Origin of the sequence: Pseudoalteromonas sp. DL2-H2.2 (assembly GCF_021532535.1) — a bacterium.
GTDB lineage: Bacteria > Pseudomonadota > Gammaproteobacteria > Enterobacterales > Alteromonadaceae > Pseudoalteromonas > Pseudoalteromonas rubra_A.
Window position 1 is genome coordinate 1 of record NZ_JAKGBD010000021.1, and the last position, 14,625, is coordinate 14,625.

The 14,625-nt window shown below is 50.5% G+C and carries 11 protein-coding genes; 6 read left to right on the forward strand and 5 right to left on the reverse strand.

The genetic code is table 11. The features are described from left to right. Positions 1 to 122: 122 nt before the first annotated feature. The 5 genes from L1285_RS22105 to L1285_RS22120 all read right to left on the reverse strand — a co-directional run bounded on the left by L1285_RS22105 (position 123) and on the right by L1285_RS22120 (position 3,297). Positions 123 to 899: a hypothetical protein gene (locus L1285_RS22105; protein ID WP_235414355.1), complete on the reverse strand. Its 777-nt coding sequence runs from the start codon at positions 897 to 899 to the stop codon at positions 123 to 125. A gap of 660 nt (positions 900 to 1,559) precedes the next feature. Next, complete coding sequence (locus tag L1285_RS23720; RefSeq protein ID WP_268836286.1) at positions 1,560 to 1,694, reverse strand: hypothetical protein; 135 nt, start codon at positions 1,692 to 1,694, stop codon at positions 1,560 to 1,562. Between the two features lie 75 nt (positions 1,695 to 1,769). Continuing rightward, positions 1,770 to 1,907 (reverse strand): hypothetical protein, encoded by a 138-nt coding sequence (locus tag L1285_RS22110; RefSeq protein WP_235414356.1) that lies wholly within the window; start codon positions 1,905 to 1,907, stop codon positions 1,770 to 1,772. A 507-nt stretch (positions 1,908 to 2,414) separates the two neighbouring features. Next, positions 2,415 to 2,747, reverse strand: a complete 333-nt coding sequence (locus L1285_RS22115) for a helix-turn-helix transcriptional regulator (protein WP_235414357.1) — start codon at positions 2,745 to 2,747, stop codon at positions 2,415 to 2,417. A gap of 274 nt (positions 2,748 to 3,021) precedes the next feature. After that, the gene (locus L1285_RS22120; RefSeq protein ID WP_235414358.1) at positions 3,022 to 3,297 is read right to left on the reverse strand and encodes a hypothetical protein; all 276 of its coding nucleotides are present in this window, start codon (positions 3,295 to 3,297) and stop codon (positions 3,022 to 3,024) included. A gap of 45 nt (positions 3,298 to 3,342) precedes the next feature. On the opposite strand from L1285_RS22120, the gene L1285_RS22125 reads away from it, so the two are divergent. The 6 genes from L1285_RS22125 (at position 3,343) to L1285_RS22150 (ending at position 14,613) form a co-directional block, all read left to right on the forward strand. Continuing rightward, positions 3,343 to 5,472: a calcium-binding protein gene (locus L1285_RS22125; RefSeq protein WP_235414359.1), complete on the forward strand. Its 2,130-nt coding sequence runs from the start codon at positions 3,343 to 3,345 to the stop codon at positions 5,470 to 5,472. A 290-nt stretch (positions 5,473 to 5,762) separates the two neighbouring features. Further along, positions 5,763 to 7,007 carry an efflux RND transporter periplasmic adaptor subunit gene (locus L1285_RS22130; RefSeq protein WP_235414360.1) on the forward strand — a complete coding sequence of 415 codons (1,245 nt, stop codon included), beginning with the start codon at positions 5,763 to 5,765 and terminating at the stop codon, positions 7,005 to 7,007. A 55-nt stretch (positions 7,008 to 7,062) separates the two neighbouring features. Beyond that, entirely contained in the window at positions 7,063 to 7,779 is a 717-nt protein-coding gene (locus L1285_RS22135; protein ID WP_235414361.1) for an ABC transporter ATP-binding protein, read from the forward strand. Between the two features lie 14 nt (positions 7,780 to 7,793). Next, entirely contained in the window at positions 7,794 to 10,187 is a 2,394-nt protein-coding gene (locus L1285_RS22140) for an ABC transporter permease (protein ID WP_235414362.1), read from the forward strand. Positions 10,188 to 10,275: 88 nt separating this feature from the next. After that, positions 10,276 to 11,442 carry an efflux RND transporter periplasmic adaptor subunit gene (locus L1285_RS22145; protein ID WP_235414363.1) on the forward strand — a complete coding sequence of 389 codons (1,167 nt, stop codon included), beginning with the start codon at positions 10,276 to 10,278 and terminating at the stop codon, positions 11,440 to 11,442. 15 nt (positions 11,443 to 11,457) lie between these two features. Then, the gene (locus L1285_RS22150; RefSeq protein ID WP_235414364.1) at positions 11,458 to 14,613 is read left to right on the forward strand and encodes an efflux RND transporter permease subunit; all 3,156 of its coding nucleotides are present in this window, start codon (positions 11,458 to 11,460) and stop codon (positions 14,611 to 14,613) included. Positions 14,614 to 14,625: the final 12 nt, after the last annotated feature.

A 14,625-nucleotide genomic window follows, 5' to 3' on the forward strand; every position in this document is an offset into this window, starting at 1 on the left:
GGCGACAGCCTCTTCCTTAAATTCTTTAGGATATGTTTTGTATTGTCGTTTTTGCTTTGTCATGGATACCTCGATATTTGACGTTATTGTCTCTTATCCATGTGTCCGGATCTATTAAACCACTACAGGTAAATGCGTTCGGCACTGTGCCGGTCGCCCGCCCGGCGATGCAAAACTGCAGCAATATTGATCAGCTCCGGGTCGTCCGGCGCATAGCTTCGGGCGCGCAGAATACGCGCGGCGGCCAGGTCAAACTCTTCTGCCAGCATGGCCTTGACCGCCAGGTTGGCGTAAAACTTAGCCACCAGATCCTGATACTGGGCAGAGGCAACAAAAATGGCATCCTGAGCGGGGAAGTAATCAATCACAGTCCCGGGTCGCACCAGGGTGATCCAGTTCTCGTCTTCCGGCTCTTCTGGGGCCAGCAGCTTGGTTTTAAAGTGTGAGGAGATCAGTATGGTATCGGCCACCTGCTGATACACAGGTGCCGAGGCCACTTTGCGATAGCGGGTGTCTATCCCGGCCACAAAGGCATAAGCCTGGGTGAGCACCGCCAGTGAAATACAATTGCCGCCACCGTGTTGTAAAGACTCACTGGCACTGTAGGTGTCGCCGCGATAGTGAAATTCGTTGAGCTGACTATGCAGGTAGTCGTAAATCACTCTATCGCCACGCGTTCCGGCTGCAACCTGTTGCTGGGAAAAGCGCAAAAAGGCCTGCTGCTGTTGCGCTGGCAAGGCAAAAATTGCTTGCTCGTCAATCACCGCAACGGGGTTAAACAGGGCATGATTAAAGGGCATATCAGGACGGGGCGGCGGTGTAGCCGGGCGCTTTTTAGTATTGGCACAGGCACTGAGCAGCACAGCAAACAGGCAAATAAGCCACAGGCGGACAGGCATAAAGACTCCTTAAAACACGCATTCAGCGTGCCTGTATGGTCATGGTTTTTGTTATTATTTTACCCGACTCTACACCTATCCCGGCGACCTGCCAACGGGTTTATGGGGTGGTGGATAATGTGCGCAGGCTGGTTTAGGCATTAGCCGCTTTGCGGGCACTGCAAAGAGTCGCCCGTAATGAATACGGGCGCAGCATGGCGACAAGCCTTAAAATGCTGCTCTGTAATTGCTACAGAGCATTTATACTGGCGTGGCTTGACGGTCATGCCGGGCTGCCTTTGATGCATTCCCTTGCTATGAATCAATTCATAATTCAGGGCTACAAAAAGCGCATTGGCTTATTTTAACGCTTGAGTTGATGTTGTTAGAGTTGCCAATAAATCTGACATTAGCATCCTATCCGCCGTTCGTTGTTTTGATTTTTACCATCAAAGAGTCAGCGGGAGCACTTTTTGGTAAGCTCGGTGGACCACCTCCACCGACGACTGCACCGCCCATTACTTTATTTAACAAACTACATTCTATTTTCATTATACACAGGTACTCCATCTGTCTTTAAACTGACGCTAGAGCCTCAGGGTTTCAAATATAGCTATGTTTTTTACCTTTGGTTCGCTAAACCACAGGCAGGATAATGAATAAATTAATAAATTTGCCTGTTCAGCCTCCATCAGAGGTTTTTGCTTTTTTTCCGAAAAGAGGTGGTGGCGCTACTCTAGGTAAGGTTGATCTATCAGGATCTCCACTGACTCCACCCATAATTTTGACCAATGAAACACGTTCAATAACTTTCATCGTTTGCTTCCTTTTTTTACCTTCAGCTAGCAAAGCCTTAATGATGTCTATGAATAAATTAATAAAACGGGTTGTTCAACCTTCATCAGGCTTTTTTTGCTTTTTTCCCAAAGTTGGGTCTATAGGGGCGAATTGAGGCAGAACAGGGAGATCAGGGTCACCTGGACCACGACCTACAACTTTTGCTAGCAAATTCTTGTTAATTGCTTTCATTAATTAAAGCTCCATTAGAACGTATTACTCTACTTATAAACGTAGCCAATGCGAGAGATTCTAGAATGTGCAGAACGTATTGAACAGGCGCCCATAAGTGGTGATAAATAAAAGGGTATGTCAATATATCGTGAGCGTACAACTGAATCTCAATCCAGATAGACAATGTTAAAAGTAGAGACAAAAAAACAGTGACGCACATCGCGCATTCAGGGATAGTCAAAGAATACTGAGTTCTTGCTATTTTAAAAAATTTTAATTTAGTAATAGAGTAAATTTTTTCTGCTAGTACGCCCCTAGTCAAAATAGCGAGTATCCAACATACCCCTAAAAAAGCTAACCATAGATAATAATGCTGAGTCCATTGTATTGTGATTGGTTTTGCAATTGCTTCGATGGCTTGAATCGAAATCAACAGAATAAACATCCACCTTACATTGTGATTTTGCCAAGTAAGGGCTAGTCCAAATAGTGTTACGGAAGAGAGCAATATCTCAATAAAATGCATCAGTCTTCTCCCTTGTCTTCTGCGTTTGGTTCCATGTGTGGTTCTTTCTGTTTTGGTTTTTTTGTGGTTCTTCTTTCTGCGTTGTCGGCCAGCAGACCAAAAAAGCTTTTCCAGTCTTTACCGAAGATCATCAGGATATCCAGCAGCTGTTCCAGATCCATAATGGTTTTGCCACTTTCCCAGTTTGAGATAGTGGATTGGTCAACCGGGACGGACATTTTTTTGGCCAGCTCGGCTTGCGACATTTTTTGCTGTATTCGCAGAGTGCGCATTGACGCCTGAATGTCCCGTCGGGCGCTGTTTAGCCAGTTCAATCTTTGACGTGTATTCATTGTACATCCGTATATGAATATTAAAACAGTGAAGTTACAGTTTGTTTCTTATTATTTTACTGGGTGTAATTTAACAGCTGTTTAAAAAATGTAAAGTCTCAATGTGGTGATTTGTACCCGAAATTTTTTGGCTGTTGCTCTAAAAGTTTGTTTGATTTACAGGTGTTTAAGTAAAAGTTATGGGTTTTAAAGGGGTTTATGCTGCAACAAGGCTGGCTGAGTGTTTGAAGAAACCTGGGAACTTTATGAATCGATTCATAGTGCGCTTACGTTATTATGTAAACAAACGTAACCCGGTGTGGTGGCTTTTTAATCCATGACGCTTTTTCAACAGCCTGTGTGTGCTGGCAAAATGTAAATAAAACGCCACAGTTTTGGTGATGTTTTTTCGCCATTGGTTGAGTTTTACGGATGCGGCAATCACACAGGGCAGGCCTAAAAGTTGTTTTTGGTCTGTGCTCTTACCAGTTTTGCTGGCGGCAAAACTCATCCTTATTACCCAGTCTGAGTCCATAGTCATTGCACAATTGTGGCTTATAACTTCCACCATACAGATTTCTTTGCGCAAATTCTTACTCAACTCATGGAGACTAACATGGTGGTTTATCAAAAGGCACTACTGGCAGCGGCGCTCTCGCTGACCTTGCTGCCAAACAATGCACAGGCCCTGCGGCTGGCTGCGCCGGGCGCTTTTTGTGGTGGCCTGGACAGGAATGAAATAGGCGTCGACGAGCATGTCGAAAATGAATTCATGACATACCTGGCACTGAACCCCAAGCTGGCCGACACCGCGCTGAGTGTGTCGGGCAGCCAGTCGTCGATTGTGGTGTCGTACAATGGCCGCTGTGAAGTACTGAACGGCAGCAACTATAACGGGCTACACGTTAACCTGCCAGACAGCGGCGAGTCCTACAATGGCATGAACCTGGACTTTCATCAGCAGGTGTTTGGTGGTGAAGGGAACGACGAGATCCGCACCGGTAACAAGGTTGACTACATTTACGGCAATGGCGGTAACGATCAGATCTTCTCGTTTGGCGACTTTGAGCGTATAGACGGTGGTGCCGGGGCAGACTGTGCAGAGCAGGGCAGCGAAGGCGCGATCCAGAGTAATATTGCCAATGTAGAAGCAACCAGCTGTGCGAACTATGCGCCTGCCAGTTGTACCGGCCTGGATCGCAGCAAAATTACCATTGCGGATGATAATTCCTCTAACCCCTATATGACGTATCTGTCGGCGTCTCCCAAAGTCAGTGGTGAGAAGCTGACCGCAGAAGGCGATGACGCGTTAGTCACCGTTTATTACGATAATCAGTGTGAAACCTTTGATGTGAGCAACCACAATGGTTTTCAGGTGAACCTGTTAGACAGTGGTGAAGACTATGATGGTACGGCACTGAACTGGCACCAGCTGGTATATGGTGGTGATGGCAATGACACCATTTTAACTGGTAATAAAGTGGATTATGTTTATGCCGGTAAGGGCGATGATACCATTTACACCTACGGCGACTTCGAAAAAGTAGACGGTGGTACAGGCATGGACTGTCTGACAGAAGGCTCCAGCGGCAGTATCCAAAGTAACATCAGCGGCATTGAGCAATATTCGTGTACGCCGACAGGCGATATGCCAGCCAGCCTGACTGCGGCCTACCAGCACTGCCATATGCAAACCGGCAGTTTCGACAGTGAGCTGAACAATGGCGTGTGGAAAGTGCGCGCAATGGACAGCAACCTGGCCCTGTTTGTTGAAGAGCATGATGAGTATGTATTTGCTTATACTGCGGGCTATCAGCACTGTGCCTTCAGTAATGCAGTGGAAGAAGTTGAAGTGGAGTTGTCAGATGGCAACGATACCTTATTTGCCACCAGTGTCAGCCGAGATATGACGGTCTATGGCTTAAATGGTAATGACAAAATCTATACGGGTCGTGGCAACGATTTGATCTTTGGTGGAAACGGCAAAGATACCATTAAAGCGGCTGATGGAAACGACTGGATTGCCGGTGGTTCAGAGATTGCGACCGATCATGACGGCGTGGTACACAGAGTAAACCTAAGTGGAACCAATGGCGATGGTGCGGACAGGATTGAAGGCGGTAATGGCAACGATGTACTGTTTGGCAACAAAGATGGTGATAATCTAAGCGGGGGTAACGGCGACGACATTATTTTCGGCAATGACGGTAACAAAGACCGTTTGTACGGTAATTCAGGGGCCGATCTGTTGGTTGATTCCGGCGGCGGCTCGTGGGGCAACCGAGCCAAATCCTGGGGTGGCAGCGGACAGGATATCATTGTCTGTGAGCGCGGCCACTGTGAGCTCAATGGCGGCGGTAGCAAAGACTTTTTAGCGGCCATTTCTACTTTTTCGGATATCAGCGTCAATGGTGGTGGCGGTGGTGATATTCTGTTTGTTCGCGGTGATGAAATTCCGTCGGGTGGCGGCGGTAGCGGCAAAGATTATGCGTATAACGAATGGAGTGACCGCGACCCCAGTGGTTACCTGTCGAGTGTGAAGCACAAATCTGGCTATTTTGATACCGCAGTACGCAAAGCGGCCAGTGGTATGTCATCGCGTCATGAAGAAGTGCTCAGATTGAGGTACTTCAATGAACGACGAGGTTATAGCACCTTTAAAGGTCAGATTGCCGACCTGGTAGATAAAACCACCTTTGAAGCCTGGCTGAAAAATCGTAGTAAGAGTGTGTACGACTTACAGTAATTTTACTGCATCTTTAGAAAAAACTTAGGGTCTGTAAAGGATCCGTCCCGAGCGAAGGGGAAGTCTGTGACTTCCCCTTTTTTGTCTTGGTGATGAATTGCAAACCCGCACTATATTGCTCAGTGAAAGGCTCAGAAAGTAACTAAAATACCAGTTCCAATTCCGGACAACTTGTCCGCTCCCGCCCAACCGTATGATTAAAAATGTTTAAGCTGATGATTTTATTGATATAAATATCTGGCATGAAACTCGCTCCAGGCGTTACAGCGTGAATTTAAATGGAGCTGAGAATGGATCTAATCAAACCACCTGAACCCACCAAATACTGGCGTCGCTGGTATTGGGTATTGTTGCCCGTCTTTTTGCTGGCAGGGCTTTGGCAATTTGGCGCGGGTGAGTCTGTCACCCGGTTGGCCCGCCAGGATGTGTTGATAGCAACCGTAGAGTATGGACCGCTGGCCATTGGGGTCGACAGTTTTGGCGTGCTGCGCAGCGCCGAGCAACACCTGCTGAGCGCAGAGAGCGATGCGGTAGTGAAGCACATTCATCTTAAAGCCGGGGCGGCCGTGAAGGTGGGTGATGTGATTGCCACGCTCGACAACCCGGACCTGTCACTGGCGGTTGCCCAGGCACAGCAGGCATTGCAAGACAGCGATATGGCGTTGCAACAGCTGACACTTAATCAGCAGCGGGAGTTTCTCAGCGAGCAAACGGTACTGGATAAACTAACCGGGGATCTGGCAACTGCCCGACTCAGGCAGCAGGCCGAGCAGGGACTGGCTGAAAAAGGGATCATCTCACAACTGGCGTTTGCCCAGACTCAGTCGCGCGTCGCCAATCTGGCTCGTCAAATGCAAAGCGCCCAGCAGCGTCTGGAGCAGCTAAAAAAGCTACATGCCAGTGCGCAGCAGCTGGCATCACAGCGTATTGTTATCCGGCGCCAGGAGTTGGCGCGCAGCCGTGCAAGGCTTGCTGCACTGACGATCACGGCGCCCGTTGCGGGTATTTTGGAGCGTATGCCGCTGGCTGTGGGTCAGCGGCTGACTGTGGGTGACGAAACCGCATTGATCGGCAGTCAGACGCATTTGCTTGCCGAACTACGGGTCGCGCAGTCCCAGGTACAAAAAGTACAGCCAGGGCAGGCGGTGACGGTGCGGATCCGCGACCAGCAGGTCACAGGCACCGTTGGGCGGATTGATCCCGTGGTGGTCGATAACAGCGTGAAAGTGGAAGTGACTTTGCCTCAGGCATTGCCCAAAGCCGCCCGCCCTATGCTCAGCATTGACGCCAGTATCACGGTCGCTGAGCTGGAGCAGACCTTGTATATCCGTCGTCCGGCAAATGTGCGCGAGCAGCAGAGCGCCCAGTTATATCGACTTGCAGAAGACGGCGCTACGGAACTTGCCACTGTGCACTTTGGGGCACTGGCTGGGCGCTATGTGGTGATTGAACAGGGTGCGCAGCACAATCAGCGTTGGATTATTTCTGATTTGAGCAATCTGGCACAACAGGGCGCGCAGGTCGCGCTCAATTAAGGCTTTAAGGGTCAACTATGGCACAATGGGGTGCCGGTTTGTCAGCGGGGAAAGTATGACACAGATAATAGAAATGAAGCACATCAGTAAGGTGTTCGAAACCGAAGAACTACAAACACACGCACTGAGACAGGTGAGTCTGAGCATAGCGCAGGGGGAATTTGTGTCTGTCTCTGGTCCGTCCGGGTGTGGTAAGTCGACGTTATTGTCCATCATGGGATTACTGGATGAAGCAAGCGGCGGGCAATATCTGATCCAGGGCACAGAAGTGGGCACATTGACCGCCGATCAGCGTGCGGAGTTAAGAAACCGCCACATCGGGTTTATTTTTCAGTCATTTAATCTGATCGACGAATTATCGGTGTTTAATAATGTGGCGCTGCCGCTGCGCTATAGCACCACCCGGTTGTCGCGCGATGAGGTGCAAGCGCGGGTGCAAAGCTGCCTTGATAAAGTGGGCTTGTCGCACCGTGCTGCGCATAAGCCCGATCAACTCTCTGGCGGGCAGCAACAGCGGGTTGCCATTGCCCGGGCGCTGGTTGCCAACCCGAGTATTTTGCTGGTGGATGAGCCGACGGGTAACCTGGACTCAAAAAGCGGTGATGCAGTGATGCAGCTGATTGCACAATTACACCAGCAGGGCACCACCATTTGTATGGTGACACACGACCCCAGATATGCCGACATGGCACCAAGGCAAGTCCGTCTGCTGGACGGTGAGATAGTGGGCAGCAGCCACACACGTGATACAACGCGCAGTGCGATTGCCTGAAGGAGCTGAGTTAAATGTGGTCAGATATTCAGGATGCGCTGAGGGCGTTATTTAGTCGCTGGCGGATGACAACCTGCTTTGTACTATTGCAATCCAGTGCCATGGCGGCACTCTTGGTGGCGGGTGTGCTTGCCTGGCAGGCGCATGGTCCGTTGCCCTATGAACAAGCTGAGCGGCTGGCCTGGGTTGATGGCGAGTTGCGCAATGAACAAGGGGAGGTGGCCCTCAGTGCGTCGCTCTCAGCGCCCGCTGCCTGGGATTTGCATCAGACCCAAGGGCTGTTCGAGCAGGCCTCGCCCGTGTATTACACCGATATGCTATATGTAAACCATCCGCAGCAACCGCGTATTTCGGCGGCCCTGGTCGAACCGGGCTATTTTTCGCTGTTTAATATGACGCTGCAAAGTGGCCATTATTTTACGGCCTCGACACTGCAGGGGCAGCAGGCGCAAAGTGCAACCCAGGTTGTAGTCAGTGCACGCTTTGCACGGCGCTACCTGTCAGAGCAAGATGCCCTTGGTCAGGTTGTGCAGCTGGACGATCGGCGCTTTCAGGTAGTGGGTATTCTGGCCCCGGACAGTCGCGAACCGGAGCTGTTTCGGGCGGCGCAGTACAGCGACGTGTTTTTACCTTTTTTTAGCCATACTGCGACCGAGATCACCCCGTTTGCGCACATGGCGATCCGCAACAACCTGATGCTGGTTGGTCGAACTTTACCCGGGGCCAATACCGTGTTGCAAACCCAGGCCTTGCAACTAAGTGCGGATATAAATGAATTATCCAGGCAGTATGGTTTTGGCGATACCAGTTTCAGGCTGACTCTTCGCCCGCTCGAGGGCAAGCTTAAAGGTGCCTTGCAGGAAACGGGTAGCTGGTTGCTTGGTGCCGCACTTGGCGTGATTGTGGTGACCTTATGTAACCTGTTTGCGTTATATCTGCTGGACTTTAAAAGTCGTCAGGCACAGCTGGCGCTGCATCTGGCGCTGGGTGCCCGCCCGTCCCGGCTGTTTCGCCAGGTATTATGTCATGCTGTGGCCTTGTTCGGATTATCCGCTTTGGTGGCAACGGGACTGGCGCCAGGCCTGCTGGCGCTGGTGCAATACTGGGGTGAAGATATTTTGGGCAGTATCACCTGGTTGCATTTATCCTGGCAGGCCTATCTGGGCATGTGTCTGGTGGCGCTAGTGCTGGCCTGGGGGTTTGCCCGCGGTGTGTTTGCCTTTGTTGAGCTGCACGGTCTCAGGCAACAACTCAGTGGTTCCGGTAAAGGGCAGGTAAAGCAACTGCCGGGCTGGCTAAGCCAGCTACTGATCAACGCCCAACTGGTCATCGGCATGGTGGTATTGTGTTTTAGTCTCTGGCTGTTAAGTCATTACGGCGCGCAGATGAGCAAAGCGCAGGGGTTTGATGACAGCGGATTGGTGCAAGTGCAAATGCAGCAGCTGGACTTTGAGCGCAGTGAAGCAAAAGCGCAAGCCCGGCGCCAGCTAATTGAAGCCAATATCGAGGCATTGCTGGCTCAGCCCCAGATAGCAGCCGTCAGCTTAGCGGCAAATCATCCGCTGGAGATGTCCTGGGTGGAGCCTATCAGTACGGTGCCAGACAGTGCCCGGCAGCTGACAGCCTTTGGCCAATGGAGTGGGGTGGACTATTTTGCCACCGTTGGGCAACGCGTACTCGCAGGCAGTGAATTCAGCGCCGAGCAAATGACGCTGGATGCCCCTGGTGAGGCGGTGATCATTAACCAGGGTCTTGCCAGCAAGCTTGGTCTGACATTACAAGACGTTGGCGTTACCCTGTATTCGCGCAATCAGCGCCCGGTCAGGCTGCAAGCCATTGTGGCAGATGTGTATTCTCCGGCGCTGGGCAACCCGGACATTGTGTATTTACCGCATAACTTCTTTATTACTAATCTGATGATTAGGCTGGCACCGGGACAATCATTGACAAAACCTGATCTCAATGCGCTGCTGCGCGTACAAGATCCTACGCAAAGTGTATTTCAGTTAACCAGTATGACGGTGCATGCTGGAGCCATGAGTAAATCGGCCAGGCTCAGTGCCTACACAGGTATTGCGCTCAGTAGCCTGATGATGTTGCTGGTGGGAGCTGGCTTGTATGGCGTACTGGGATACCTGACGCTGTTATCTGCACCAGTCTGGCGAATAAAGTGGCAGCTGGGTGCAAAGGCAGGCACGCTGTTAAAAGAGCACCTGATTATTCGGGTTTGTAAGGTCTTACCAGTTTCTTTTGTGGCATTTTTGTTACTTGTTGGCGTGTGTTGGGTGTTTAAACTGACCTTAATGGGTTTGTTAGTCAGCTTCGGTTTGGCAGTTACTTTTATGTTTTTCATGGTTTTATTGCTAGATTACTACCACACTAACAGACTACTGAAAGATTTTTGCTAAATCAGTAACAGATTCTTACAAATGTCACGTTATTGAACGTCTCTATATTGGTAAGATAGGCGGTAGGAAAATATCAATAGGTAAAGTCATGAAAGCACAAGCACTAAAATGGATCTTTCCCGCTGTGGCTTTGGGCCTCGGGGTGGCAGGCTTTTCAGCTGTCAACGCGGTCGCAAAGGGCGAGGAAGAAAAGCAGGTCGTAGATACGCGCCCCGTGGTACAGGTCGAGTCTGTTCAGGCACAGGATCATCAGGTTTTAATCCAAAGCTATGGTGAAGTGATGCCACTGGAAACAACTCAGTTGTCTGTACAGGTTGCCGGAGAAGTCGTTTACTGGCATCCCAGCTTTGTTGCGGGCGGTGTGGTTGCTAAAGGTGACATCTTGCTCAGCATTGAAAAGGACAACTACGAGGCGGCGGTATTGCAGGCCGAAGCTCAGCTGGCCAGTGCCCAAGCGGCATTGATCGAAGAGCAGGCGCAGGCAGATGTGGCAGCGGATGAAGCCAAACGCTTCCCAAACAAAAAACACACCGATCTGTTTTTACGTAAACCACAAGTGATGAGCGCTAAGGCGGCGGTTAAGTCGGCCAAAGCGGCATTAATGCGTGCCCAGCGCGACCTGGAAAACTGCGATGTGGTTGCGCCATTTAACGGCTTGATTGTTTCTCGTGATGTGGGCTTGGGTCAGTTTGTGTCTACAGGTAGTGTGGTTGCTAAGCTGAACAACATAGAGCAAGCCGAAATTGTGATCCCCATTGCCGGTTTTGATTCCGTCTTTTTACCTGAGACCATCAGCGGCACCAAAGCCACCCTGTTTAATAAAGGGGTGAATGGCTTTAGCCGCGAAGCGCAGATCCACCGCGACCTGGGCACCGTTGATACCCAGACGCGTATGAGCAATCTGGTGGTACGGATTGATGACCCTTATGCGCTGAACAGCGACCAGCCGAAAGTGAAGTTTGGCACTTATGTTCAGGTGAGCTTTTTAGGCAAAACCCTCAAGCAAATCTATCGCTTGCCACAAGAACTGGTGAATAACCAGACCGTGTGGCTGCTGAATGACAATGCCGAGCTTGAACCGAGAGAGGTACAAGTGGTCCGTGAAGAAGGTGAATACTTCCTGGTTGGCGCTGGCCTGAATAACAGCGACAAGGTGGTTGTTACTTTACCTGAGTATCCACAGCGTGGCATGGCGGTGAAAGTGGCAGGTGCCGATGAGTCAAACACGCAGGGCGCGAGCCCGGAAAAGCTATAACGGCAGGGACGGATAATGAGTGATCAACACACACCCAGGCAAACGGGGCTGATAGCCTACTTTGCCCATAACTCCGTGGCTGCGAACCTGATGATGGGCTTTATCCTGATCATGGGTATCATCAGCTACTTTACTATCCAGCGGCAGATGTTTCCCGCCATTGAGCTGAACCTGATCTCAGTCAATGCAACCTATCCGGGCGCCTCTCCACAGGAAATCGAAGAGAGTATCCTGATAAAGGTAGAAGAAGCGCTCAAGGATGTGACCGAAATTGATAAGGCCGTGTATCGCGCATTTCGCAACGGTGGCAGCGTACAACTGGAAATAGACACCAGTGCTGAGCTGGCCGATGTGGCAGATAAAGTGCGCTCACGGGTGGATGGCATCGCCACTTTCCCCGCATCAATGGAGCCCATTCGTATACAGCAAATTGAGTTTACCCAGGACGTTGTACAAATGGCGCTGGTTGCAGACTTGCCGCTGACACAGCTTAAGCCGCTGGCCAAAGAAATCGAAGACGAGTTGTTACAGTTGTCTAATATTTCTTTGGTGGATCGCAATATGCCTGAGTACGAAATCGCCATTGAGGTCAATCCGGATGCACTGCGTCGTTACAACATGTCGATGGCTGACGTATCTGCTGCCATTAGCCGTTATTCAACCAATGTCTCTGCCGGTCAGATCCGTACCAATGCGGGCCTGATCTCAGTGCGGGTCGAAAACCAGAAATATCGTGGTGATGAATTCCGCCGTATCCCGGTTAAAGTGGGAGCGAACGGTGCTAAGGTGCTGTTGCAGGATGTGGCAGAGATTAAAGATGCGTTTGTCGAAGGCGAATTCTACTTCAAACTGAATGGGGTAAATGCCGCTTATCTGTCGGTGAAAGCCACCAATGATCAAAACATGGTGCCGATTGCGAGCACTATTCACTCTTACATCGAAGCGAAGAATGAGTCGCTGCCGGAAGGGGTTGAATTAACGGCCTTTGTCGATATGACTTACTACCTTGAGGCACGCCTGGACATGATGAAAAAGAACATGTTCCAGGGCGCTATTCTGGTTGCCATTATGCTGAGCATTTTCTTGCGCTTTAAGCTGGCGTTTTGGGTGATGGTCGGTCTGCCGGTGTGTTTCCTGGGGAGCATTATGATGATGCCAGTGTTTGGTATCAGCATAAACATTGTTTCTTTGTTTGCCTTTATTATGGTACTGGGGATCGTAGTCGATGATGCCATTGTCATCGGCGAGGCCGCCTACACCGAAATTGAGCGCAAAGGGCCCGGCGTCAATAACGTGGTCATCGGTGCCAAACGGGTGGCGACCCCGGCCACATTCGGGGTGTTGACCACCATGGCGGTGTTTGCCCCTATGGTGATGTCCAGCGGTCCGGAAGCGGCTTTCTTTAAGTCGATTGCGGTTGTGGTGATACTGTGCCTGGCATTCAGCCTGATTGAATCTAAGTGGATCTTACCTGCACACATTGGCCACACCAAGTTTGCACCACTGCGTGAGGGTAGCTGGCGTGCTAAGTTCAATAAACGTTTCTTTGCCTTTGTAAATGGGCCCTATCGCAACCTGATCGAAACCTGTGTGCAGTGGCGCTGGACCGTACTGTGTGGCTTTATTGGTATGCTGATATTGAGCGTATCGCTGATCACCTCTAATCAGGTGCGCTTCGTGGCAATGCCCAAAGTGCCTCATGATTATCCGGCAGTCATACTGACCCTGAACGACAATGCCTCGGATTCTCAAACGCTTGAAGCTCTGGCTACCATTGAAAACATGATGTTGAAAGTGGAAGAGGAAATAAAGCAGGAGTACGGTCGGGGCATAATCAAAGACATCATGGTCTGGAATGAAGGTCGTACCGAAGGGAACGTGTTGGCAGTACTGGTAGAAGAAGAGGCCCGTCCTTTTGATGCCTTTGAGCTGTCGCGTCGCTGGCGTGAAAATATGCCGGATATTGCCGGTGTGAAGTCTTTGCTGGTGATTGATGATGTGAACGATGAAGGTCAGGGGCAGGGGGAGTTTGGTTATCTGCTGTATGGCCCGGATATCGACATGCTCAATGCCGCAGGTCGTCAGTTTATTGCCATGCTGCAACAGGAAAAGGGTCTGTTTGATGTCAGTTCAAGTATCGACCCGGCAAGCAAAGAAGTACAGCTGGTGCTCAAGCAGGTCGCGTATGACCTGAACCTGAGTCTGTCGGACATCGCCAATCAGGTGGGCATGAGCTTTTACGGTGGGGAAGCGCAGCGCGTGATCCGCGATGGTGAAGAAATCAAGGTCATGGTGCGTTATCCACGCCTGGATCGGGAAGCATTCTCGTCACTGAAGCACACAGTCATTACTACGCCTGAGGGCAAAGATGTGATGCTGGGCGATGTGGTTGAGTTCGTGGAGCGCCCGGGTGTGAGCTACATTCGTCGTGAAAACGGCTATCGCACTGTCTATATCTACGGCAATATTGATGAGCAAGTGATCGAACCAAATGAGGTGGTCGACAACATTAAAGACAACCTGCTGCCCAAGCTGTTGGAGCAATTCCCTGAAGTGAAGACTGAGCTGGGTGGTGATATTGAAGAAGATCAGGCGCAGGCCAACGAGCAAATGATGTTCTTTATTGCCGGTATGTTCATTGTGTACATTCTGCTGGCGGTGCCGCTGAAGAGCTATGGTCAGCCTTTAATCATTATGTCGGTGATCCCATTCAGCCTGGTCGGTGCCATCTGGGGCCACTGGTTCTTTGGTCTGGATATGAGCATGATGTCGACTTACGGGCTGATTGCCGCAGCGGGTGTGGTAATTAATGACTCGCTAGTCATGACAGACTATGTGAACCAGGTCAGAAAAGAAGGTGTGAAACTCAAAGATGCGGTGGTCGAAGCTGGATGTGCGCGTTTCAGGGCGATAACCCTGACGTCTATCACCACCTTTGCTGGGGTTATGCCAATCATCTTTGAAACCAGCCTGCAGGCCAAGTTTGTTATCCCCATGGCGGTGTCGCTGGGTTTTGCGGTGCTGTTTGCAACCCTGATCACCTTAGTGCTGGTGCCTTGCTTGTACATCATTTTGGTGGATATGGGCAAGCTATTCGGCAAAATGTTCGGTGTATTGGGTAAAGCCGGGCAGGTGTTCAACCGTAACAAGGTGAGCCAGCAGCAAGGTTAACGGTTTGCCATA

What these genes read in the sequence shown, in the direction of transcription:
- L1285_RS22105 (WP_235414355.1), bottom strand. Translation starts at nt 899, where the DNA reads ATGCCTGTCCGCCTGTGGCTTATTTGCCTGTTTGCTGTGCTGCTCAGT.
- L1285_RS23720 (WP_268836286.1), bottom strand. Translation starts at nt 1,694, where the DNA reads ATGAAAGTTATTGAACGTGTTTCATTGGTCAAAATTATGGGTGGAGTC.
- L1285_RS22110 (WP_235414356.1), bottom strand. Translation starts at nt 1,907, where the DNA reads ATGAAAGCAATTAACAAGAATTTGCTAGCAAAAGTTGTAGGTCGTGGT.
- L1285_RS22115 (WP_235414357.1), bottom strand. Translation starts at nt 2,747, where the DNA reads ATGAATACACGTCAAAGATTGAACTGGCTAAACAGCGCCCGACGGGAC.
- L1285_RS22120 (WP_235414358.1), bottom strand. Translation starts at nt 3,297, where the DNA reads ATGGTGGAAGTTATAAGCCACAATTGTGCAATGACTATGGACTCAGAC.
- L1285_RS22125 (WP_235414359.1), top strand. Translation starts at nt 3,343, where the DNA reads ATGGTGGTTTATCAAAAGGCACTACTGGCAGCGGCGCTCTCGCTGACC.
- L1285_RS22130 (WP_235414360.1), top strand. Translation starts at nt 5,763, where the DNA reads ATGGATCTAATCAAACCACCTGAACCCACCAAATACTGGCGTCGCTGG.
- L1285_RS22135 (WP_235414361.1), top strand. Translation starts at nt 7,063, where the DNA reads ATGACACAGATAATAGAAATGAAGCACATCAGTAAGGTGTTCGAAACC.
- L1285_RS22140 (WP_235414362.1), top strand. Translation starts at nt 7,794, where the DNA reads ATGTGGTCAGATATTCAGGATGCGCTGAGGGCGTTATTTAGTCGCTGG.
- L1285_RS22145 (WP_235414363.1), top strand. Translation starts at nt 10,276, where the DNA reads ATGAAAGCACAAGCACTAAAATGGATCTTTCCCGCTGTGGCTTTGGGC.
- L1285_RS22150 (WP_235414364.1), top strand. Translation starts at nt 11,458, where the DNA reads ATGAGTGATCAACACACACCCAGGCAAACGGGGCTGATAGCCTACTTT.